This is a genomic window from Ruegeria sp. CDSA241, from assembly GCF_059611265.1.
In genome coordinates this window covers 159,428-180,763 of the sequence record NZ_JBXWPF010000006.1, presented here as the reverse complement: position 1 = coordinate 180,763, position 21,336 = coordinate 159,428, and the positions used below count along the sequence as shown (strand labels likewise).

At 53.8% G+C, this 21,336-nt stretch carries 21 protein-coding genes and 3 pseudogenes; 16 read left to right on the top strand and 8 right to left on the bottom strand.

The annotated features are described in order from the left end of the window. Positions 1 to 10: 10 nt before the first annotated feature. Positions 11 to 664: a DUF3299 domain-containing protein gene (locus tag AC2FJV_RS07760; RefSeq protein ID WP_010442259.1), complete on the top strand. Its 654-nt coding sequence runs from the start codon at positions 11 to 13 to the stop codon at positions 662 to 664. 624 nt (positions 665 to 1,288) lie between these two features. On the opposite strand, the pseudogene AC2FJV_RS07755 reads toward AC2FJV_RS07760, so the two are convergent. After that, positions 1,289 to 1,816: pseudogene (locus AC2FJV_RS07755) on the bottom strand (HupE/UreJ family protein); the annotation flags it as partial. A 12-nt stretch (positions 1,817 to 1,828) separates the two neighbouring features. Then, positions 1,829 to 2,518 carry a hypothetical protein gene (locus AC2FJV_RS07750; protein ID WP_496713292.1) on the bottom strand — a complete coding sequence of 230 codons (690 nt, stop codon included), beginning with the start codon at positions 2,516 to 2,518 and terminating at the stop codon, positions 1,829 to 1,831. A gap of 413 nt (positions 2,519 to 2,931) precedes the next feature. Between AC2FJV_RS07750 and AC2FJV_RS07745 the strand changes: the two genes are divergently transcribed. From AC2FJV_RS07745 to AC2FJV_RS07720, 6 genes are all read left to right on the top strand, one after another. Further along, entirely contained in the window at positions 2,932 to 3,210 is a 279-nt protein-coding gene (locus tag AC2FJV_RS07745; protein WP_281995473.1) for a TRAP transporter small permease subunit, read from the top strand. Then, positions 3,207 to 4,493, top strand: coding sequence for a TRAP transporter large permease (locus tag AC2FJV_RS07740; protein ID WP_496713290.1), 1,287 nt, complete (start codon positions 3,207 to 3,209; stop codon positions 4,491 to 4,493). Before AC2FJV_RS07745 ends, AC2FJV_RS07740 begins: the two co-directional genes overlap by 4 nt. Before the next feature lie 388 nt (positions 4,494 to 4,881). Then, positions 4,882 to 6,909, top strand: coding sequence for an oxidoreductase (locus AC2FJV_RS07735; RefSeq protein ID WP_496713288.1), 2,028 nt, complete (start codon positions 4,882 to 4,884; stop codon positions 6,907 to 6,909). A gap of 479 nt (positions 6,910 to 7,388) precedes the next feature. Next, positions 7,389 to 8,414 (top strand): ABC transporter substrate-binding protein, encoded by a 1,026-nt coding sequence (locus AC2FJV_RS07730; RefSeq protein WP_496678075.1) that lies wholly within the window; start codon positions 7,389 to 7,391, stop codon positions 8,412 to 8,414. Further along, on the top strand, positions 8,415 to 10,631 hold the full coding sequence (locus AC2FJV_RS07725) for an ABC transporter permease (protein ID WP_496690063.1): 2,217 nt from the start codon (positions 8,415 to 8,417) through the stop codon (positions 10,629 to 10,631). Continuing rightward, a complete protein-coding gene (locus tag AC2FJV_RS07720) occupies positions 10,628 to 11,701 on the top strand; it encodes an ABC transporter ATP-binding protein (RefSeq protein ID WP_496713286.1) in 1,074 nt (357 codons plus the stop codon). Before AC2FJV_RS07725 ends, AC2FJV_RS07720 begins: the two co-directional genes overlap by 4 nt. Positions 11,702 to 12,276: 575 nt before the next feature. On the opposite strand, the gene AC2FJV_RS07715 is transcribed toward AC2FJV_RS07720, so the two are convergent. The 4 genes and pseudogenes from AC2FJV_RS07715 to AC2FJV_RS07700 all read right to left on the bottom strand — a co-directional run bounded on the left by AC2FJV_RS07715 (position 12,277) and on the right by AC2FJV_RS07700 (position 14,388). Then, positions 12,277 to 13,068 carry an inositol monophosphatase family protein gene (locus AC2FJV_RS07715; RefSeq protein ID WP_496690061.1) on the bottom strand — a complete coding sequence of 264 codons (792 nt, stop codon included), beginning with the start codon at positions 13,066 to 13,068 and terminating at the stop codon, positions 12,277 to 12,279. A gap of 271 nt (positions 13,069 to 13,339) precedes the next feature. Continuing rightward, a pseudogene (locus AC2FJV_RS07710) lies at positions 13,340 to 13,450 on the bottom strand (integrase); the annotation flags it as partial. Positions 13,451 to 13,516: 66 nt separating this feature from the next. Then, the gene (locus tag AC2FJV_RS07705) at positions 13,517 to 13,834 is read right to left on the bottom strand and encodes a cupredoxin domain-containing protein (RefSeq protein ID WP_496713303.1); all 318 of its coding nucleotides are present in this window, start codon (positions 13,832 to 13,834) and stop codon (positions 13,517 to 13,519) included. Positions 13,835 to 13,863: 29 nt separating this feature from the next. After that, entirely contained in the window at positions 13,864 to 14,388 is a 525-nt protein-coding gene (locus AC2FJV_RS07700) for a DUF4142 domain-containing protein (protein WP_496690059.1), read from the bottom strand. Positions 14,389 to 14,527: 139 nt separating this feature from the next. Here AC2FJV_RS07700 and AC2FJV_RS07695 point away from each other — a divergent pair, with 139 nt between their 5' ends. Next, the gene (locus AC2FJV_RS07695; RefSeq protein ID WP_496694047.1) at positions 14,528 to 15,481 is read left to right on the top strand and encodes an AraC family transcriptional regulator; all 954 of its coding nucleotides are present in this window, start codon (positions 14,528 to 14,530) and stop codon (positions 15,479 to 15,481) included. A 60-nt stretch (positions 15,482 to 15,541) separates the two neighbouring features. Here the strand turns inward: AC2FJV_RS07695 and AC2FJV_RS07690 are convergent. Then, positions 15,542 to 15,640: pseudogene (locus tag AC2FJV_RS07690) on the bottom strand (IS6 family transposase); the annotation flags it as partial. Positions 15,641 to 15,781: 141 nt separating this feature from the next. On the opposite strand from AC2FJV_RS07690, the gene AC2FJV_RS07685 reads away from it, so the two are divergent. The 8 genes from AC2FJV_RS07685 to AC2FJV_RS07650 are packed head-to-tail and all read left to right on the top strand — an operon-like array spanning position 15,782 to position 20,754. Continuing rightward, positions 15,782 to 16,201: a group III truncated hemoglobin gene (locus AC2FJV_RS07685; RefSeq protein WP_142637645.1), complete on the top strand. Its 420-nt coding sequence runs from the start codon at positions 15,782 to 15,784 to the stop codon at positions 16,199 to 16,201. Next, positions 16,198 to 16,938: a DUF2189 domain-containing protein gene (locus tag AC2FJV_RS07680; RefSeq protein ID WP_496713284.1), complete on the top strand. Its 741-nt coding sequence runs from the start codon at positions 16,198 to 16,200 to the stop codon at positions 16,936 to 16,938. The genes AC2FJV_RS07685 and AC2FJV_RS07680 overlap by 4 nt, the downstream gene beginning before the upstream one ends. After that, complete coding sequence (locus tag AC2FJV_RS07675; RefSeq protein ID WP_496713282.1) at positions 16,939 to 17,229, top strand: TehB-like domain-containing protein; 291 nt, start codon at positions 16,939 to 16,941, stop codon at positions 17,227 to 17,229. Further along, positions 17,219 to 18,838 carry a cytochrome-c oxidase, cbb3-type subunit I gene (gene ccoN, locus AC2FJV_RS07670; protein WP_496713280.1) on the top strand — a complete coding sequence of 540 codons (1,620 nt, stop codon included), beginning with the start codon at positions 17,219 to 17,221 and terminating at the stop codon, positions 18,836 to 18,838. The genes AC2FJV_RS07675 and ccoN overlap by 11 nt, the downstream gene beginning before the upstream one ends. A 6-nt stretch (positions 18,839 to 18,844) precedes the next feature. Then, positions 18,845 to 19,576 carry a cytochrome-c oxidase, cbb3-type subunit II gene (ccoO, locus tag AC2FJV_RS07665; protein WP_496690057.1) on the top strand — a complete coding sequence of 244 codons (732 nt, stop codon included), beginning with the start codon at positions 18,845 to 18,847 and terminating at the stop codon, positions 19,574 to 19,576. Further along, on the top strand, positions 19,573 to 19,740 hold the full coding sequence (locus AC2FJV_RS07660; protein WP_281973918.1) for a cbb3-type cytochrome c oxidase subunit 3: 168 nt from the start codon (positions 19,573 to 19,575) through the stop codon (positions 19,738 to 19,740). The genes ccoO and AC2FJV_RS07660 overlap by 4 nt, the downstream gene beginning before the upstream one ends. Continuing rightward, positions 19,731 to 20,603 (top strand): cytochrome-c oxidase, cbb3-type subunit III, encoded by an 873-nt coding sequence (ccoP, locus tag AC2FJV_RS07655; RefSeq protein ID WP_496713278.1) that lies wholly within the window; start codon positions 19,731 to 19,733, stop codon positions 20,601 to 20,603. The genes AC2FJV_RS07660 and ccoP overlap by 10 nt, the downstream gene beginning before the upstream one ends. 25 nt (positions 20,604 to 20,628) lie before the next feature. Beyond that, positions 20,629 to 20,754, top strand: coding sequence for a hypothetical protein (locus AC2FJV_RS07650; protein ID WP_271949891.1), 126 nt, complete (start codon positions 20,629 to 20,631; stop codon positions 20,752 to 20,754). Positions 20,755 to 20,787: 33 nt separating this feature from the next. On the opposite strand, the gene AC2FJV_RS07645 is transcribed toward AC2FJV_RS07650, so the two are convergent. Next, on the bottom strand, positions 20,788 to 21,252 hold the full coding sequence (locus AC2FJV_RS07645) for an RrF2 family transcriptional regulator (protein ID WP_271949894.1): 465 nt from the start codon (positions 21,250 to 21,252) through the stop codon (positions 20,788 to 20,790). Positions 21,253 to 21,336 lie beyond the last annotated feature (84 nt).

The window sequence follows — 21,336 nt, the reverse complement described above, 5'->3', positions numbered from 1 at the left end:
ATCCGCTGAAATGAAAACCATTGCGCATTTTCTGAATATCTTATTCGCCCTTGCGATTGCGGGGCCTCTTCTAGCAGCGGATCCGCGCAACATAAGTTGGCAGGATCTCCTTCCTGAAGAGCGGCCCTACCACGATCCTTTTGCCACCCTAGAATATTCTCAGGTCAATGCGTTGGCCATGCTTTATCGGATTGAGGTTCTGCATGCGGACACTGCGGATGACGAGAAGCGCGCAGAAGCGTTTCAGATCCGCGAAGGACTCGTATCTCAAGGCCTTGACCCAGATTGGTTGTTTGAACAACGCGAAATTGTGATGAACCAACGGTTGATTGCCGCGCGCGAACCGAACCTTGACCTTTTGGGAGAGAACGTGCGCCTTCCCGGCTATCTCCTTCCCCTGGATATTGTCGACCAGAAGGCGGTCGAATTCCTTCTGGTTCCGACAGTTGGAGCCTGCATTCACACACCAGCACCTCCAGCCAATCAGATGGTTTACGTGCGATACGAACAAGGCTTCGAAATCGATGAGTTATATAAGCCGGTTTGGATAAGCGGGGAAATGCGGGCACTGAGCAGGTCCCAGTCACTCAATTACGTGGACGGCCAGGCAAATATCGAAACCTCATATGCGATGGATGCGCTGTCGGTAGAAATCTATGACTGATCAGTCAGACTAGAGGTCTGTTCTATGGCTTCACCGGGATAAATCTTTGCACCGCACCCCTGTATCAGGATCTTTGGTTCGTGCAGATGTGACGCTGCAAATCTCCTCTGAAGCTCCTTGATGATCAATAGGGCGATTTTTTTTCACGATCCGCCATTTCGTGACCACACCATTCCACGCGTACGGGTTTTACAAGTACACCCGGCAACCCTCGCTGGTTAATCAGCTTATTATAAGTAGCAAGAACTCTTTTTCATTGCTCTTGATCGATCATGTTGTCTCTTTGACCTATTGATCAGTGTTCTTAATCGCATCGCATACCGCGCTTGTAAGCCGCCTTTCGTGCGTGTCGCAGCATCCGTTAGTTTGGGCTCACTCCCTGGTTTCGCCGCCTGAAGCGCGAACTATGGCTCCTGATTTCCCAACGTCCGCGCATTGAACAATAAGACACAAGATCAAAGACTTGACCCGATCCTCCTGTGGCCGGTTTCGATCAGCCGATCACAACGGCATTGCCGCGCGAGCATCGGGCCGCGCTGAGCCCAATCTGTCTTATGCTGCAGAACAGTCGAATGTCCGCTATTCTCTCAGGCGATCATCACGGTACGCGCCATTGCAATGACCTTAAGCCAGCGTGGAATAAACCTCGGCAATTCGTTGAAAGGTCCAAAAGCAGGCGATAGCCGCACATCCACCGGCTAAGCCCACTCGTAAGGACATCCACAAGCTGGAGTTCACGCGCCGACACATTATCAAGGCAGGCCAGAGCGCAAGAATAATGGCGACCTGGCCAAGCTCGACGCCAAGATTGAAGGCAAGTAGGCTTTGCCAGATGTTTGGAGATGTGACCTGCAAGATCTTGTGCAACACAAAGCTAAACCCAAGCCCGTGCAAGAGGCCAATCAGCGTTGTCAGAAGCACCATCGTGACTTCAGAGCGCGCATTGTCCTTAAAACCCACAAACGCTGCGACGGCTGCAAATATGATAGAAAGCGCGATTCCAGTTTCGACGGCAGGAACAAACCACGCGCCCGATGGTACAAACCCGAAAAACCCCAGCGACAGCGTTACGCTATGCCCAACGGTAAAACCAGTTGCAAGCAGCAATAGCGCCCTGAGTGTCTGCGCTCCAATGACCAAACACACAACAAACCGAACATGATCCTAACCTTCGAGGATATGTCGTGTGCCTTCCCAGACAAAACTCAGGAATCCTCCGTACCCTTCTTGCTGAACCTCCACAGGGTCGGTCATCAGACCCCGAGACTGGAAAATCTGCGGTGTGTCAGACGCGTAATCGAGAATGAGGTTCGCCGTTTGGTCCTGATCCGGCAAACCGGGGTCCAGCACGTTGGCAATGCTGTACGATTGGATCGGGCCGTCAGTGTCATAATGCAGGACGAGATCGACAATCGTGTCACCAACAAAAAGCGGTGGCGTTAAGGCCGTTTCGGTGTCTACTGCCTGTTGAGCCTCGGCTAAAGTTGCAAATCCGGGCTCAATTCCAACGCGATGCAAGCGAACGGCCTCAACTGTTCCTCTTAAGCGGTGGTCGTCGATCAACAGGTGCAACCCACCTTCGGCGATTTGCCCCAGCCCGTTGGGATCGCTCATTACAGCTTGCAAGTCGACAAAATGGACCAACTGACTGTTACTCATGGCATTGGTCGTGAATGGTGCAGCATCTGGCAGAGCGTCATCGTCCTGCTCGCCGACCTTGTCCGCAACCAGATAGGGCATGGGTGTACGCATAAAGACGCGCAGATTATCCACGGAATGCTCGACATGCGTTACGCGGACATTGAGATTCAGCAAAAAATGCGCCGAGGCTGACAGCGTCAGTGACAAAATCAAGCTGACAAAAAAATACCGAAAGCAAAAACCTTTGGTCTTAAACACTTATGCATTTGGATCGCGAGCCTCGATTACAGTTAGTCCATCCAACTCCCATTGCCCGGCTTCTGGTATAACTTCAACCAGCGCCCTGAACGTAACGGCGCGTATGTGGGCGTGCCCCCAATGGCCGCCTTCGACTTTCACGGTCAATCTGACCAGAGTGCTAAATCCACCCGGTTTGAGGGTCGGATCAATGCGTTCTAATTTCAGGTCGCTAACATCGGTAACTGTAGCAAGACTGCCTCCTAGCGTTCGGTCGCGAGGCCACGTTCTGAGCAGCCTCATCTGACTGGTCCAAGTTGATTGTTAGTGCATCATTGGCCTGTGATCCATTGAGATGATGGTTTCGGGAGCTGGCGGGCGGTAGCCCAGTGCACTGTGGGGTCGACCTGCTGACTGAACGCGCCGGACCTCGCACTCAATGGCTGGTTGAGGTTTGGGGGATGATTGGTGTGATCCTGGTCGCTGCGGCTGTTCTCTACAGCGCGGTGATTATGGTGCAGTTCTCATACGATTTCGGGATCTATTCAGACGGGTATCTGAGCGTTCAAATGTGGATTCCGCAAGGCTTCCTACTCATCGGCATGATGATACTAATCCTTGCGGCTCTGGCTCGCATCTTTACGCTTCTGACGGTGCGCCGACCATGAGGACGTTTCTTATTTTGGCCGGTCTGATTGTCCTCTTGCTCACGGGTATGCCAATCTTTGCCGGGCTCGGGCTTACATCGCTAATCAAAATGATGCTGACGGAGGGCAACGTGAACAGCGCGGCTGATACGGTGTTTGCCAAACTGAACAACGGACTTCTTACGGCTATACCGATGTTTGCTTTCTTGGCTCACGTGATGATCCGTGCCGGCGTGGTTAAGGACCTTTACGATGCAGCAAATGCAATGGTCGGCCATTTGCGTGGTGGACTTGGGGTCGCCACGATCCTCTCCTGCACCATATTCGCAGCCATTTCCGGTTCGTCTGTAACCACAGCACTTACTATTGGCTCGACGGCTATCTCGCAGATGAAGCGCTTCAACTACAGCCCCAGCAATTCCTACGGTGTGATTGCAGCGGGCGGTACGCTCGGGATTCTGATTCCTCCCTCTGGGCCTCTTATTCTCTATGCCATTGTAACCGAGGCCTCGATCGGAGCTCTTTTCCTAGCCGGGTTGGTGCCGAGTATCATGATGGCTGTCATATTCGCGGTTTGGGCGATGGTCAGCGCTGGGTTTGGGGGCACGGCTGTCTCTCAACCATTTGCAGGTATGGGCGTTATTTGGTCACGTATGAGACAGTCGATCTGGGCCTTATTGATGCCACCGGTGGTTTTGGGCGGAATCTACCTCGGAGTATTTACGGCTACTGAAGCAGCTTCTATTGGCTGCCTTTACGCGCTGTTCATCAGTGTAGTTGTTTACCGCAATTTCGGTCTGAACGACCCTTGGGTGACTGCGTTTGAAACAGTGCGCACAACGGCGATGCTGTTCATGATCCTGGCTGCTGCGGCGCTGTTTGGTCACGCCGTAACCATTATTCGCCTGCCCATAAAGATCGTCGAACAAGTGACGGCAATGGGCCTCAGCCCCGCCATGTTTGTCGTAGCTGTTATGCTGCTCATTCTGGTGCTGGGCATGTTTTTGGAGACCATCTCGATCATCCTGATCACGACGCCAATCGTTTTTCCTGTCATGCTGGCATTGGGGATCGATCCAATTTGGTACGGCATCCTGCTAATGATCAACCTCGAACTTGCGCTGATCACACCTCCCGTGGGGATGAATCTCTTCGTCATCAAGGGCATTGCCAAAGCCCCTTTGTACGAGGTCATTCGCGGCGCCTTGCCATATGCAGCGCTAATGCTGCTGGGCCTGATCCTCGTCTTTGCATTCCCACCTTTGTCCACGTGGCTTCCCGAGGCGGCGGGGTTCGGCGGCTAAGCAACGCGTTCATGAAACTCCTTGAGTATTACCCTTTTCATCCTTAACGCCATGTCTCAGTAGGATTGGACCCCATGGCTAGGGCTCATTTGAGACACTAACCGTATACTTTCTGGGTCAGAAATGCCCGACGTTTAGGTTAGAATTGAATGACGTGATCCTCCGACTCATTGAGGTTTTGGCTGTCAATTGAGTCAAAGGTCAGTGGCGTTCCACATTTCTTGGTCTGGTCGTCATTTTGTGGATCAGTGTCGGAAAAAGTGAACTCTCTCCCCGTATTTCCCAAGTAGCATAACTTTGACAGCGAACGTTGTCAGTCACAGAAGCTGTCAAACGGGCCCGACCCGGAGCTGTTTTTAACCGGTGTCGTTACCGAAGGGAGTTGACCATGGCGAAACTACTTGATCCGTTTCAGCTCAAGCACCTGACGCTGCGCAACCGTATCGTCAGCACCTCTCACGCGCCCAATTACGTCGAAGATGGTCATCCGCGAGACCGTTACAGGCTGTATCACGAAGAAAAGGCCAAGGGTGGCGTCGCCCTGACAATGATCGGAGGATCGACGAATATCGCTGCCGACAGCCCCTCGGTATTCGGCCAGCTTTATGCCGGCGACGACAGTATCGTTCCCTGGTTTCGGAAGCTCACGGATGGCGTGCATCTGCATGGGGCCGCTATCATGTGTCAAATCACTCATATGGGACGCCGTACTGCTTGGGATGATGGGCATTGGTTGCCGGTTGTTGCCCCGTCCGGCGTTCGCGAACGCGCGCACCGCGCCTTTCCCAAAGCAATGGAACAAGAGGACATTGAACGAGTGATCGGCGATTATGCCGCTGCGGCGCGACGTTGTCAGCAGGGCGGGTTCGATGGGATCGAGCTTCTGTCCCACTCGCATTTGCTGGGCCAGTTTCTGTCTCCGCTCACCAACCAACGCGACGATGCCTTTGGTGGCACGTTGAAGAACCGCATGCGCCTGACCCTGCAGGTATTGGATGCGGTGCGCGCCGAGGTCGGTCCGAAGTTCATACTGTCCATGCGCATCACCGGCGATGAGTTGATTGAGGGCGGGCTGAGCGCCGAGGACTGCATTGCCGCCGCCCGGATGCTGGAAGATAGTGGCCATGTCGACCTGCTCAACATCCTGGTCGGGGCACCCTACGATGATCTTGGCCTTGCTGAATGGGTGCGTCCTATGGGGCTGCCAGCCGCTCCGCATATTACTGTGGCCGGACGCATCCGCGAAGCCGTCAACCTGCCGATCCTACATGCAGGCGGCATCGCAGACATTGCAACGGCTCGCCACGCGGTTACAGGCGGCCATGTCGATCTGGTCGGCATGACGCGCGCCCAAATGGCTGATCCTTATTTGGTGGCAAAACTGGCGCGTGGGGAAGAGAATCGTATCCGTACCTGTGTCGGCCTCGGGTATTGCGTGGACCGGGTCAATCAGGGCAAGCCCGCCGTGTGCGGACACAATGCCGCCACCGGGCGGGAGCAAACTTTACCCCATGTCATTCCTGCCAGCCGCACCCGAAGGAAGGTGGTTGTCGTCGGCGGTGGACCTGGCGGTCTGGAGGCAGCGCGGGTCAGTGCCTTGCGCGGTCACGATGTGGTTTTGTTCGAGGCGTCAGATCGGCTGGGGGGGCAGCTTGTTTTGGCAGCCAAGGGCGGGACACGCAGGCAGATATGGGGTGTCGCCGATTGGTTGATTTCCGAGGTTAACACCCTTGGTGTTGATCTCCGCATGAATACCTTTGTCGAGGCCAGTGACGTGTTTAGAGAAGCCCCGGATTTAGTCATAGTTGCTACCGGAGGATGGCCCGAGCCAGTATCCATTCCAGGCGGCGATCTGGCGCTCTCCAGTTGGGAGGTTCTGTCCGGAGAAGCGCGTGTCTCGGGCGAAGTTCTATTGTTCGACGAGATTGGAGACCATCCCGCGGCAGTCACGGCCGACATGTTGGCAGGCGCTGGCCACAGCGTCGAACTTGTGACCCCCGACCGGGCGATTCTGCATGACCTTGGCCCAACGACCTCTGCCGTTGCTTTGCGCGATCTGGCAGCCAACGGGGTGACCTTTACCTGCCTCCACGAACTCCGTGCTCTAAGCCAAGAGGGAAACCGGGTGTGCGCCAGCCTGCGCAATGTCTTGACCGGTGATATCACCAAGCGTCTTGTCGACCACGTGGTTGTCGAACATGGTCTAGTCCCGACGGACGCGCTCTATCACGATCTAAAGCCAGGTTCGCGAAACCTTGGGCAGGTCGATCACAAGGCGCTGATCAATGGTTCATTCCCGTTCAGGGAAGACGAGCCGGATGGCCAGTTCTATCTGGCCCGAATTGGTGACGCGATCGCAGGCCGCAATATGCACGCCGCTATTCTCGACGCTATGCGTATTTGCTGTTCAGCCTGAGCTGCGCTTCGAGCATTTTTCATCAGTTGCGGCGAAGGCAAAGCTGTACCTCGGCCCGCATCGAAAAACCTTCAGGAAAGCAGAAGTTCGCAGCACTCGCACAGAGACCTAGTTTGCAGACGAAAAGCAGATCTTAAGTTCGAAATACGATGCTTGCTCTACGCTGGAGGAAGCGGCCGCCTCAGCAAAGGGCTGCCTAAACAATGCGGCATCAAAATACGCTCCCGATACTCAAACTTGGTGCTGTAAACAGGCTTGGCGGTTCAAAACCCACCGGTGCAGAAAACCAATGCTCGTTGAATTTTCTTGCAGAACCAACAGTACAGTGTTGAGATTGCTTCTGTCATTGGGAGGCTGGTCGGATGTTGATCTGGCCAACGCAATTAGATCAACTAGCGACTTAGAGCGACCGCCACTAACGACGAATTGACGAGTATCGCGCTGAAAATTTCGGCACGACACATAGGGGAGGAAAGAAATTGAAAAATCTGACGACGACGCTGGCGGGATCGCTGATAGCATTTGCGGCTTCGCTAACTGCGGCCCAAGCTGAGAAGCTGACGTTTTACTGCTCGGCACAGGAAGATTGGTGTCAACTCATGGCGCGCAGTTTCGAGGATGCCACCGGTATAGACGTCAATATGACCCGCAAGTCCTCGGGCGAGACGTTTGCACAAATTCGCGCGGAAAGTTCTAATCCTAAAGGCGATGTATGGTGGGGCGGTACCGGTGATCCCCATTTGCAAGCTGCCGAAGAAGGCCTGACGATGGAATACGTGTCGCCGATGCGTGACCAGCTTCACGACTGGGCAATCTCGCAGGCTGAAAGTGCAGGTAACAAAACCATCGGAATTTATTCAGGCGCACTCGGCTACGGATACAACTCCGACCTCTTGGCCGCGAACAGCCTGCCTGAGCCCGCATGTTGGAAAGACTTGCTGAAGCCCGAGTATAAAGGGCACGTGCAAATGGCGAACCCGAATTCCTCGGGCACCGCTTATACGACGCTTGCCTCGATGGTTCAGATATTTGGCGAAGACGACGGCTTTGAGTTCATGAAGGGCCTACATTCGAACATCAACCAGTACACCAAGTCGGGTTCAGCCCCAATCAAGGCCGCCGGTCGGGGTGAGAACACCATCGGTATCGTCTTCATGCATGATGCGGTCAAGCAGGCCGTATCAGGTTTTCCGGTCAAGGTCGTGGCCCCATGCGAAGGCACAGGCTATGAGATCGGTTCGATGTCGATCATTGACGGCGCTCGAAATGAAGAAGAAGCCAAAAAGTTCTATGACTGGGCGCTCAGCCCCGAGGCCCAGAACCTTGCGCTTGAGGTTAACGCCTTCCAGGTTCCGTCCAACAAAAATGCGGAAACCTCTGAAAGCGCACCTGACATGAGCCAGATCAAGCTTATTGACTATGACTTCAAAAAGTACGGCTCGTCTGACGAACGCAAGCGTCTCTTGCAGAAATGGGACGAAGAGGTCTCAGTACTGCCACAGTAAGTGACTGATACCACACCAAAAACGAACCACCCGGTTCTGATCTTCTGGATTGTTGCCGGGTGGGTTGGTTTCTGTCTGCTGCCATGGTTCATGGTGGAGGATGGCATTTGGTCATTCGTATGGCTGGTCGATGGATATCCGTTCGATGAAGATTATGCGCCCGCTGCTTTCCTGATCGGACAGGGCGAAAAGCTGTGGCTTACGCCGCTTTTGGTCCCGCTTACCTTGCCTTTGTTGATACTCGGCAAGCCAAAGTCCGATCCACAATATGCACGTATCCTGATTTTGGCTGGTGCCTTGGGTTTTGGCTGGCTGATTGCGCAAGGGTTCTCAATTGGCCTTCGCGGGTTCAATTTCGAATGGATGAAGGTGCTGTTCGGAGAACCGAAGATCCGCCAGTTCGGCATGGGATACGGCGCGATGATCTGCGCCACAGCGTTTCTGTTCCTTTTAACTCAGGGTATTGCAGCGCGCGGCGCTATCAACGGCGACGTTTTCGTCGTTAGCGCTATTGGTGGCGTAATCACCATTGTTACAATTTTCGTTTTCTTTCCAATTGCGAAGATGTTGTTTGCCGCCTTCGTTACCGAAGATGGTGTCTATTCAGTTTCGGTTTTTGCCTCGAAGTTCTTTGATGACCGACTTTGGGGCTTGGGCTGTTTTGCCGGTGCCAAATGCGGCGCCGCGTGGAACTCTCTGTTTCTTGCAGTTCTTGTGGGCTTCATCACGACGGCACTTGGACTATGTTTTGCACTTGTCGTCACACGGTCAGGTTTTCGTTTTAAACGCGGGATGCGCGCGCTGACAGTTTTGCCGATTATCACACCGCCCTTCGTGATTGGTCTTGCACTGATCCTGCTGTTTGGGCTTTCCGGTTCGGTCACCAAATTTGTTGCTGAGATCTTTGGTGTGCAGCCTACGCGCTGGCTTTATGGTATGCCCGGGGTGCTGATCGCTCAGACTCTGGCATTTACGCCGATCGCCTTTCTGGTTTTGATCGGGGTGGTCGAAGGGGTGTCACCTTCGATGGAAGAGGCCGCCCAAACCCTTCGAGCCAATCGTTGGCAAACATTCAAAACCGTGTCCCTGCCTCTGATGCGTCCCGGCCTGGCCAATGCCTTCCTGCTTGGGTTCATCGAATCCATGGCCGATTTTGGCAACCCACTTGTCTTGGGCGGAAACTTCGATGTGCTTTCGACTGAGATATTTTTTGCCATCGTCGGTGCGCAATACGATCAGGGCCGGGCTGCTGTTCTGGCCATGGTGCTGCTGTTCTTCACACTTTCCGCCTTCTATGCGCAGCGCGCGTGGCTGGGGAAAAAGAGTTATACCACAGTTTCCGGCAAGGGCGACGCGGGTGTGCACCCCTTGATGCCGCGCGGCCTTGCCATACCGGTTCTGGGCATTGCAATTGCCTGGGCGGTTTTCACTGCCGTGGTTTACGGGATGATCATCTATGGAAGTATCGTCGAACTGTGGGGCGTTGATAACTCGCTGACGTTCAAGCACTACGTCACAGCCTTTTCGGTTCGCTTCGAAGAAGAAGGTATTCGCTGGACCGGAGCCGCCTGGGATAGCTTCTGGACCACAATCACCATTGCTGCCATTGCCGCACCGTTGACGGCCGCCGTAGGGTTGGTCACTGCCTATCTGCTGACACGGCAAAGTTTTGCGGGAAAGAATGCGTTTGAGTTTGGTACGATGCTCTCTTTCGCCATTCCCGGCACGGTTATTGGCGTAAGCTATATCCTGGCATTCAACGTGCCCCCGATCGAGATCACTGGCACAGGCGTTATCCTTGTCGTCAGCTTTATCTTCCGCAATATGCCGGTTGGGGTTCGCGCGGGTATTGCGTCTATGTCACAATTAGACAAGTCGCTTGACGAGTCTTCGCTGACGCTCGGTGCAAATTCCTGGCAGACTTTCAGGCGGGTAATTCTTCCTCTTTTACGGCCCGCTATCCTAGCTGCGCTGGTTTACAGTTTTGTCCGGGCCATGACGGCGATTTCGGCGGTGATATTCCTTGTTTCAGCAGAGTATGACATGGCTACCAGCTACATTATCGGTCGGGTCGAAAACAACGATTACGGTCTTGCAATCGCATATTCCACAACGCTGATCTTCGTGATGTTGGCGGCAGTCGGGATGTTACAAATCCTCGTGGGCCGTGTTCAGATCGGGCGACGTACACAACTCGGGACAGAGAAAACGACATGACCGAAACGACTATAGCAAGTAAAGCCGCGCCTGTTCGTTTCGAGGGGGTTTCGAAAGTGTTCGGCGGGGATGTGGTGGCTGTCGACAGCATCGATCTACACGTCCAGGCCGGCAAGTTGGTGACGCTTTTGGGCCCTTCTGGTTGCGGCAAAACGACGACGTTGCGCATGATCGCAGGTCTGGAAATGGCGACCTCGGGCCGAATTCTGATCGGCGACCGAGACGTGACCAAATTACCCGCTACCGACCGTGACGTGTCGATGGTATTCCAATCCTACGCGCTTTTTCCTCATATGAGCGTGCTGGAAAACGTCATGTATGGGTTGACCTTTTCCGGCTTCGACAAGCGCGAGTCCCGATCGCGCGCGCTGCATGGGTTAGACTTGGTTGGCCTGAAGGGCTTCGACAACCGTTTGCCAAGTGAACTCTCCGGGGGGCAGCAACAGCGCGTTGCCGTCGCTCGTGCGTTGGTTTTGGAACCGCAGGTTTTGCTCTTTGACGAACCTCTCTCAAACCTCGATGCAAAACTGCGCCGCCAGGTGCGCGAAGATATCCGCGCCATTCAGCAAGATCTCGGTTTGACCGTCGTCTATGTGACTCACGATCAGGAAGAAGCCCTTGCCGTTTCAGATGAGATTGTCGTCATGCGCAACGCTGCCATCGCACAGATCGGCACGCCGCGTAAACTCTATGATGCGCCGGTTGACCGGTTTGTGGCCGATTTCATTGGTGAGGCTAACCTGATCAGCTGCACTATTTATTCCGTCAAAGGCGATTTAGCCACGATCGAAATCGAGGGCTATCAACACACACTCCCCTCTCGTGGCCTAACGCCTGGTCCCGCAACACTGGCCGTGCGCCCGTCACGGATATTGATTGGATCTGATATCGGCATCCCGGCCAAAGTTGCCAAGGCGACCTATGTTGGCGTGCGGATGGAGTACACTCTGGCCGGTGCCTTCGGGCAGGTATTTGCTGTGCAGGACGACGTGGACGAGCCACTGGAAATCGGCTCGGAAGTCAAAATGTCTTTTGCCGAACGTGGCCCCGTTCTGTTGCCGGAAGGGTGACGTGGGTAAACTTTTAGTCGTCTCTCACCCGGAGGTCGTCCTTGAGCCAGAGAAACCAGTCACCGAATAGGGTTTGAGTGAAATTGGCCGCGCCCGAGCCGACACATTTTCACAAAGTAAGACCATGTCTAGCGTGACAGATATCTGGTCCAGTACCGAGCGAAAAGCGTCCGATACAGACGCTATCCTTGCAAAGCCTTTGGGGCTGGTCGCGAATTCCGAGCCTGGATTGAGTGAGAACGACCGAAACACTACCGGGTTCCTTCCTCCCTCGATATTCAAGGTCCGCCGCTGACACCTTTTTCAAGGCACCTATGTCCAGCTTCTGCAGTTGGGAAACAGCCCATGCCGCGCAACTGCGTATCGTTCGAACAGTCCTGTCAATCGTCATAAACCAAGACGGAAAAGACTTGGCCATTGTAACCCAAGGCGCGGTCGGAACACTGCTTTGGTGCCATCTTGCAGGGCAGAAAATCGATCGTCGGATTGTTCAACCTGGTCTGGGCCACTTCTGGCGTGCGGATATTAAAACTCTTCAACCTGAATTCGGGTCGAGCCCGATTGCCTGAAGGACGTCATTCGTTCCAAGCGTCGTCGCAGATCATTTTCAAGGTCCCGAACACGGCCGGTGTGCCAGCGATTACGCGACCACCGTCCCGGATCATCCCGTCGGCGTCTTGATCCTCGATCTCGCCACCTGCTTCGGCAATCATCAACTGACCGGCGAGGCAATCCCAGGCGTTCATGTGCTCTTCAGTGTACCCCAATAGACGTCCCGCCGCGACATAGGCCAGCGAAAGCGCACCGCTTGCATTGCGATGATAGAGAGCGCCACGTTCGATAAGGGCCGCAATCACCGGTATGACTTTTGATGCCTCGACCCGGTTCGAATAACCTATTGAGACGGTTCCACTTGCCAGCTCCACGCTTGAGGCAACCTGCATGGCGTGTCCATTCAAAGTGGCACCTTCGCCTCGGACCGCCACGTAAGTTTCACCAACGTTTGGCTCGAAAATCACACCGACCTGCGTCTGACTGTCCGAAACGCACGCTAAGACAATCGTCCAGGCCGGAATGCCATTGACGAAGTTCGTTGTCCCATCAATCGGATCGATCACCCAGTCAAAACCGCTGGAGCCAGCTTTTTCCGCGTGTTCTTCGCCATAAATCCCATCATCGGGAAAAGAGTTCACAATCTTTTGGCGAATGAAGGTCTCGACGTTGCGATCCGCCTCGCTGACCCAGTCTTGCGCGCCTTTTTGATCAATGACCAAGGTATCTCTGGAAGCAAAATACTCTAGTGCAAGCGCGCCTGCCTCTTCTGCTACCGCAACGGCGAAGTTTCTTCGTGCAATGATGTTATGCATAGGTCGGCTCACTTCCTGCTAAATGCAAAACCATCCCTAGTGGATGGGGTGTCAGAACACAAAACAGTGTTTGCCAGACAGAAATCCACTTTCTTCGAGTCGCCCGAGTTTCTGTCGAAAGAATATGCCAATCAAAGCACTCATTCACTTCCGTGCAGTGAAGTCGCCTATTGCTCGTGACCATTGCCGGATTTTGAGAACGCTGCATCGCAGCACTTGAAGTTGCGATGACGGTCCGCTTCGGGCTGCCTGCGAGAGCGGCCCAGAGATATTATATTTCAATGGCTTCGGAGATAGCCAAGGCATCTTCAAGTTCAACACCAAGATACGTGACCGTGCTGTCCATCTTTGTGTGCCCCAACAGAAGCTGGAAGGCGCGAAGCCCAAATTCCATATCCTGCGACCTGCATCATAGTCCGCTTTCGTTCAGTCGATCCAATGAGCCAAATCACATAATCACAATTGTTCCCTTCATATGTGGATGAAACGCACAGAAATATTTTGTTTCCATACCTTTGGTAACCTCAACTTTGGCGCTGACACCGTTTACCATCTCCCCAGTGTCCCACCCGAAGTCATCGGCTGTCGCGGTATGTGGCGCCAGATCCTCATTCGTCCATAGAATGGTGTCACCAACAGACACGTTCAGAAGCTTTGGCGTGAATGCGAATGCCTTGATCCTGACTTCATGGATTACGGGTTCTGCGGCTCGGGCCCGCGTTCGGGTTAAAGCGAGAGCGGCCGCCGATGCGACCGCTCCAACCATCACGCAACGGCGTGACTGAGTTTTTCCCATCACTGAAGCGCCTCGACCATCATTTCGGCGTGACCTTCATGGGCTTTAAAGATTTCAAGACCCTGCTCGAACAAGGCCTTCACCTCGGCATTGTCGATATTGGGGATCATTGTGTTCTCCACCAGATCATTCACCGCCTGATGATAGGCCAATTCATTGGCTGCATAAGCGGCATCAAACTCTGCGCCACGCAGCTTGACGAAGCCATCGATGATCTCTTCGGCATTGGCATTCAGCGTCTGGCTGAACGCGTTGTCCTGCGCTGACGCGCCCAGTTTGTCGAGCAAGCCCAAGGCCGCTTCGTTCACGGCAGTATGGTCGCGGATCATTGTGTTTGCGAATTCATGGATGTCGGGGTTCGACGACAAAGCCAGCGCCAGATAGGCATACCGAATGTCGATGTTGTCGGCCGTATAGGCAATGTGAGCGTATTCGAGATCGCTCATCTCGGCGACGTCTTGCGCAGAGGCTTGAGCGCCAGTCATGGCAAGTGCCACAGCAAATGGGGAAATCAGTTTCTTCATTTTGGAGACTCCACTGAGTGTTACGATGGCAATAGGAGTAATCCGACCCGGGAAGTGAGATACATGCGGGAACGTTCGATTTTCTGTGCAGATCGTTCAAGATACTGTACAAAAACGCCAAATACTGCCATGAAAATGCATGCTTGATTTGCTTAGCGATATCCTTACGAAACTGTCTGTTCAAGGCGCGCTCTATTTTCGAACTTCGTTGACCACCCCTTGGGGGATTGAAGTTCCCAAGTTCAATAACGTCGCCCGATTTCATTTTGCTCATAGGGGCAATTGCCTGATCGAAGTTGAAGGATATGAAAAAGTGGTGGCGCTGGAGCAGGGCGATCTGTTGATTGTTCCGCATGGCGCGTCACACAAGTTGTACTGCGCGGCTGAAACAAGAGATGCAGTTTTGCCGCTGGACACGGTAATCGAGCGGTCGGGATACACTGGAACTGGGGTTCTGGTTTACGGCGGCGACGGCGATGAACGTGACACGCAACTTATCTGCGGCCATTTTTCATTCGACCCTCATGCAAAACACATACTGTTGGAACGCCTTCCACCGATCATTCACCTAAGGAATTACGGGGAATCCGCTGGAAAATGGATGGAGGCGACACTGCGCATGATCGGAGATGAGGCCGGGGGTCTTCGCCTCGGTGGCGATCTCATTGCTTTGAAGATGTCAGAAGCCATTCTTGCGCAGGCAATACGTTCGTTTGTGGAAAGTGACGAATCCTCGAGGTGGGGCTTGAACGGATTCTCTGATCACCATCTGGCTCGGGCTCTTGACGCGTTTCACAAGGATCCAAGCGCATCCTGGACGATAGAAACAATGGCGCGCATTGCAGGCATGTCACGAACAAACTTTGCGGTTCAGTTTCAGAAAAAGATGGCGATGTCGCCAATGCAATACGTAACAGCTTGGCGGCTGGAGATCGCGAAACGCTGTCTTACTGACCCATCAAGTTCTGTTTCGGATGCGGCAGAACGCGCTGGATACGCATCGGATTCTGCTTTTGCACGCGTTTTCAAGAGGGAAATTGGCCTCTCACCTGCCGGCTTCCGTCGGCAGATCACATTATCATCGGCGCAATAAACCGGACGGGATCTGTTGCGAAGTTTTAACTTGCCACAGTGATATCTTTGTACCGGCGGACTAAGCCGCCAGCTCCGTAAATTGCCGAAACGGACAGACACCGGGCGTGATTTGCCCTTTGCGGATTATGTGCACCACTTCTATTCCGTCGAGCGTTTTGCCGTGGTTGTCGACGGCTGGGTAAAGATAGACCCACGCGCCTTTCCCCTTGATGTTGATCACACCATTCACGTTATAATAGGTATTGACAATGCCTATTATAGCACACAGATAGTGAGGCGTATCGTTAAGGTAGATCCGATGACTCGTACCATGCCAATTCGGCCACATATGTTTGACATCACAGCGGATGAAATCGCGACTTTGGTCAACCAGTTCTATGCGCGCATCAGAGTGCATCCTGATCTGGGGCCGGTATTTGACAGGGCAATCGAAGATTGGCCGGAACACGAAGAAAAGATCGCAGCCTTTTGGCGCGGCGCCATTCTACGAGAGGCAGGCTATTCGGGTAACCCGATGCAGGTTCACCTGGCGAACTCTGAAATCCTGCCAGAACATTTTCGCCTGTGGCTCGACCTGTTCGAAGACACCGCAAAAAAAGCCCTTAAACCTGCAACCGCCGAAGCGTTCTCTCATTTGGCCAGCAGGATCGGTAAGGGCTTGTCATTCGGAATTGAGAACTTTCGTCGTGAGGCTGACACTCCACCGGTGTTGTCATGACGGTCTCTGTCTATACCAAAGCTCAGGTCATCTCTGATCCTCCGGCACGCGTTGTCAAACGTTGGCTGCAGGCGGGCTGGGGCGACGTGAAACGCAACCCGGGATATTCCTTGCTTTACGGTGGTTCACTCGTAGTTCTGGGGTGGATTTGCGTTGCGGCCCTGATGCTCAACGATCTCGGTTGGGTTTTGTTGCCTTTGCTAGCTGGCGGCGTTTTGGTCGGACCACTTGCAACGATTGGTCTTTATTCCGTAGCAAGCGGTAAAACAGGGCTCAGAGCGGCCACGGGTCAGATTACGTTGGTGGGCGTCATACTGATGGTTTTTGCTCTCATCTGGATTCGCGCGGCCACAGTTATGTTCGCCATAATCTACGGGCTGCGCCCATTCTCAAGCTTCGCAGATACGCTGCTTTTGCTGATTACTACGCCATCAGGATGGGCGCTGTTAATCGCAGGATCATTGGTTGGCGGGCTGTTTGCGGCATTAGGGTTTGCGGTGTCAGCGTTTTCATTGCCAATGCTGATCGACCGCAAGATCGATGGCTTCTCGGCTATGGGGCTCAGTTTCAACGCCACCACTCACAACTTCAAGCTTTGCTTGTGCTGGGGAGCCATCATCACTCTTTTGACTTTGGTTGGAATACTGTCCGGGCTACTGGGTTTGGTCGTGGTGTTCCCATTGCTCGGGTACGCGACCTGGCATGCTTATGCCGAGCTTTTTCATGGAGATGCATAAATGACCGAAGCGCTTCCAAAAGGCTTGGTGCACTATGCGACCTCGCGGTTCACGCATGAGACATTGCCAGAAAAGCTGCGCAAAGATCACAGCACCAAAGCGGGTGTTTGGGGTCAATTGGCTGTGCAAAATGGGCAACTTCTACTGAGCCGGGATGACAAGGGTGATCTGGTTCTGGGCGTTGGGGCCACTGCTGTGTTCGCGCCACAGGAAACTCATTCGGTGAACCCGATTGGCGAAGTTGAGTTTGAAGTACGCTTCCACCGGCAGGAGGCGCCCGATGCAGCGTGAGAGTTTTCTTGAGGATGCTGCCGTCCTGTGTGCCCTTGCTTTGATCTTTGTCGGTGGCGTAGCCATACTTGGCTGGGGGGTTCCTACCGCCTACGTGCTGCACGGTTGGTTGATCGCAATAGCCGCTGGTTGGGGGTTGATGTGGATGATCAACCGTTTGAGCGAGGCCCCAAAGGACATCCCTTTAGAATACAATGACAAGGTCATTCGGTTTGGTGTCATCGCCGCGCTGATTTGGGCAATCATAGGGTTCACGGTTGGCGATATCCTCGCCTGGCAGTTGGCGTTTCCAGCACTGAACGGTGATATGTTCTGGTCGAACTTCGGCCGGTTGCGCCCGGTTCATACATCTGCCGTGATTTTTGGTTTTGGTGGCAACGCGTTAATCGCGACGTCGTTTTATGTGGTCCAACGTACCTCGCGCGCCAGATTGGCCAGTGAATCGCTGCCCTGGATGGTGTTCTGGGGGTACAATCTGTTCATGGTCCTTGCGGCGACCGGCTACCCCTTGGGGATCACCCAATCGAAGGAATATGCCGAACCGGAATGGTATATGGATCTGGTTTTGCTGATCGTCTGGGTTGGTTATCTAGGTCTGTACCTAAAGACGCTCTCTCGCCGGTCCGAACCGCATATATATGTGGCTAACTGGTACTACCTGGCCTTCATCGTCGTCATCGCGATGCTGCATACGGTGAACAACCTCTCGGTTCCGGTTTCCATTGCCTATCCCAAAAGCTACTCGCTGTTTTCCGGCACACAGGATGCAATGACGCAATGGTGGTATGGGCACAATGCTGTTGGCTTCCTGCTGACCGCCGGGTTCCTAGGGATGCTGTATTACTTCTTGCCCAAAGCTGTGAACCGGCCAATCTACTCTTACCGAATGTCAATTGTTGGCTTCTGGGGGATCACCTTTCTGTATCTTTGGGCTGGCTCACATCACCTTCACTACACGGCGCTACCGGACTGGGTTCAGTACCTTGGCATGACCATGTCGATCATCCTGCTGGTCCCCAGCTGGGCCTCTGTGTTCAACGGAATCCTTACGATCAACGGGGCTTGGGATAAGGTCCGGACGGATCCGGCGGTCCGGTTTATGATGGTCGCGATTCTGTTCTACGGACTGTCGACATTCGAAGGGTCGTTCATGGCGATCCGTCCGGTCAATTCGCTGAGCCACTACACGGATTGGACCGTCGGCCACGTACATGCCGGCGCGTTGGGCTGGGTCGCCTTCATCACCTTTGGTGCCATGTATAAAATGGTGCCCTGGATTTGGAAACGAGATGGCGTGTATTCATTGCGGCTGGAGGCATGGCACTTCTGGCTCGCCCTGAGCGGGACGCTGATTTACGTCGGCGCAATGTGGAACAGTGGCATCACACAATCGCTGATGTGGCAGACCTATGATGCGGATGGTGCGTTTCTTTATTCCTTCCTCGACAGTGTGATCGCAATGCATCCTTACTATGTCGCCCGTGCGATCGGGGGGCTGCTGTATCTGATCGGAGCGTGCATCGGTGCATACAACATCTACATGACGGTCAGTGGGCCGCGGCAAACCGAGACCAGGCAATCCGGACCTTTGGTCCAGCCGGCGGAGTAGCAGCCCATGAGTACACAACACCAAAAGCTCGAACGCCACTCACTTGGCTTTGCCATGGCCATCCTGCTGGTTGCATCAATCGGTGGCATTGTTGAAATCGCCCCTTTGTTCACCATCGAAAACACGGTGGAAGAAGTCGACGGTATGCGGCCCTACACTCCGCTGGAACTGGCCGGGCGCGATATTTATGTGCGCGAGGGCTGCTATGCCTGCCACAGTCAAATGATCCGCACCCTACGGTCGGATATCGAACGCTATGGGCACTACAGCCTCGCCGCCGAAAGCATGTATGACCACCCGTTCCAATGGGGCTCGAAACGTACAGGGCCGGACTTGGCGCGAGTTGGCGGTAAATACTCAGACGCATGGCATGTGGCGCATCTGGAAGCGCCACGAGAGCTGGTGGAAGGCTCGATCATGCCTGGTTATGCGTTTTTGTCTGACGCGCGGCTGGAAACAGGCCACCTGCCTGCCTCTTTAAGAGCCCTTAGCCGCGCCGGGGTGCCTTACACAGATGCTCAGATCGAAAATGCGGAAAAGGATGCTGCATGGCAAGCAGATGCCGAGCAATATTATGAAGGTGAACTGCAAGAAAGTTACGGTGAAAACGTTCAGGTCAGGGATTACGACGGGCACCCGAGTGAGTTGACGGAAATGGATGCCCTTGTGGCCTATCTGCAGGTTCTTGGCACATTGGCCGATCTGGATTCGGTAGATCACGAGGAGATTAATCGATGACACATGATACCGTTCTTGTCTTCTCCAAGACCTGGGGTGCAATCTACCTGCTGGTCGTCTTCCTTGCCGCAGTTGTCTGGACCTACTGGCCCTCACGGCGAAAAGTCTACGATGACGCTGCGCAATCTCCGCTGGACCATCAGGAGGATCAGCCGTGGCGCTAAAGGGAAAGGATCCGGTTTCCGGTACTGATCTGACCGGCCACGAGTGGGACGGTATCAAAGAGTTGGACACACCTGTTCCCTGGGCGGCCCGATGGGCTTTGTGGATCAGTATCATCATCGCAGCACTGTTTTGGGTGTTCTACCCATCCTTCCCAGGTGCGCGCGACTATGCAAAAGGGCTGTTGGGGTATTCATCCCGATCAGAGGTTGTTGCAGAACTTCAGCAAGCGAATGCTGATCGTGAAATGACATTTGCGCCTTTTGCGTCACAGGATATCGAAGAACTGGCCGCAGACCCAACACTGGAGGCAAGGTATAGAGCGTCGATTTCCAAGCTTTACGCTGACAATTGTGCCGCTTGTCACCGGAATGATCTGAAAGGGCAGCCTGGTTTTCCCAATCTGGTAGACGGACATTGGCTGTGGTCAGGCGCACCGGAAGAGGTTGAGGCGACCATACGCTATGGGATCAATGCGCAGCATGACGATACACGGATTGCACAGATGCTGGCGTTTGGCGCAGACGGCATGATCGAAAAGCAGCAGGTTGAAGAGGTTACAGAATTTGTCTTGGCCCTCTCTGGAAAGCAGCATGATGCGACGGCGGCTGGCACCGGTAGATTGATCTTCGAAGAAAACTGTGCGGCCTGTCATGGCGATGACGGGCGCGGGGGCTATGAAATCGGCGCGCCCGATCTGGGTGATGAACGCTGGATCTATGGAGGCGACCGGGATGAGATTTACCATAGCATTTATCACGGTCGGCAAGGTGTGATGCCTGCGTGGGAAGGACGTCTGAGCGACGCCCAGATTCGAATGCTCACGTTGTATCTACTGTGGAATGCAGAAGATGCACCAAGTTGAAGAAAATCCACGATTCCGAAGGGCAATGTATCTGATGATACTGGTCCTTCTGGTCGGCTACATCGGGTTCAAGGCATGGCACCTTTCCATGGCTTTCGAGGCATGGGAAGGGCAGGCGATTGAAAAGGCTGTGCCTGGCGCGGCCAAGTAACAATCAAATTATTATAGGACTACAGTTTGCGTATTAATCGCTTGATGCCAGCGCATGACTGACTTCCAACGCTCGGATCAGGTTTTTCATGCCACGGTTTCCTTCCAATACGTCCTGTAAAGTCTTGGTGTCCAAGGCAGCAAAAAACGCCTCCTGAGCTTCGTTCAGAATTGGCAACAATCCACAAGCGGGCGTCATAACGCAACAGCCGCCGTCTTCCTTCATGCATTCCACCAAAGGTGTGCCGCGTTCGGATTTACGTAGCAGGCCGCCAATCGAGATCGCATTGGGAGGTAGAGCCATACGCATACCCCCGTTTCGTCCACGCACAGATTCCACATAGCCCTCGTGTGTAAGCCACTGAGAGATCTTGGCTAGGTGATTGAAGGGCAAGTTTTGCATAGCCGCGATTTCACGCGTCGACATCAACCCATCTTCGTGGGTGGCAAGATGGATCAGGATGCGCAGGGCATAGTCGGAGAACTTGGTAATTTGCATAGTTATTCTTCCCATAAATAATAGGCTTTGAAAATGCCTATTTTATCGACATCTTTTTTTTACCCTTATAATGGGCATTTAGAA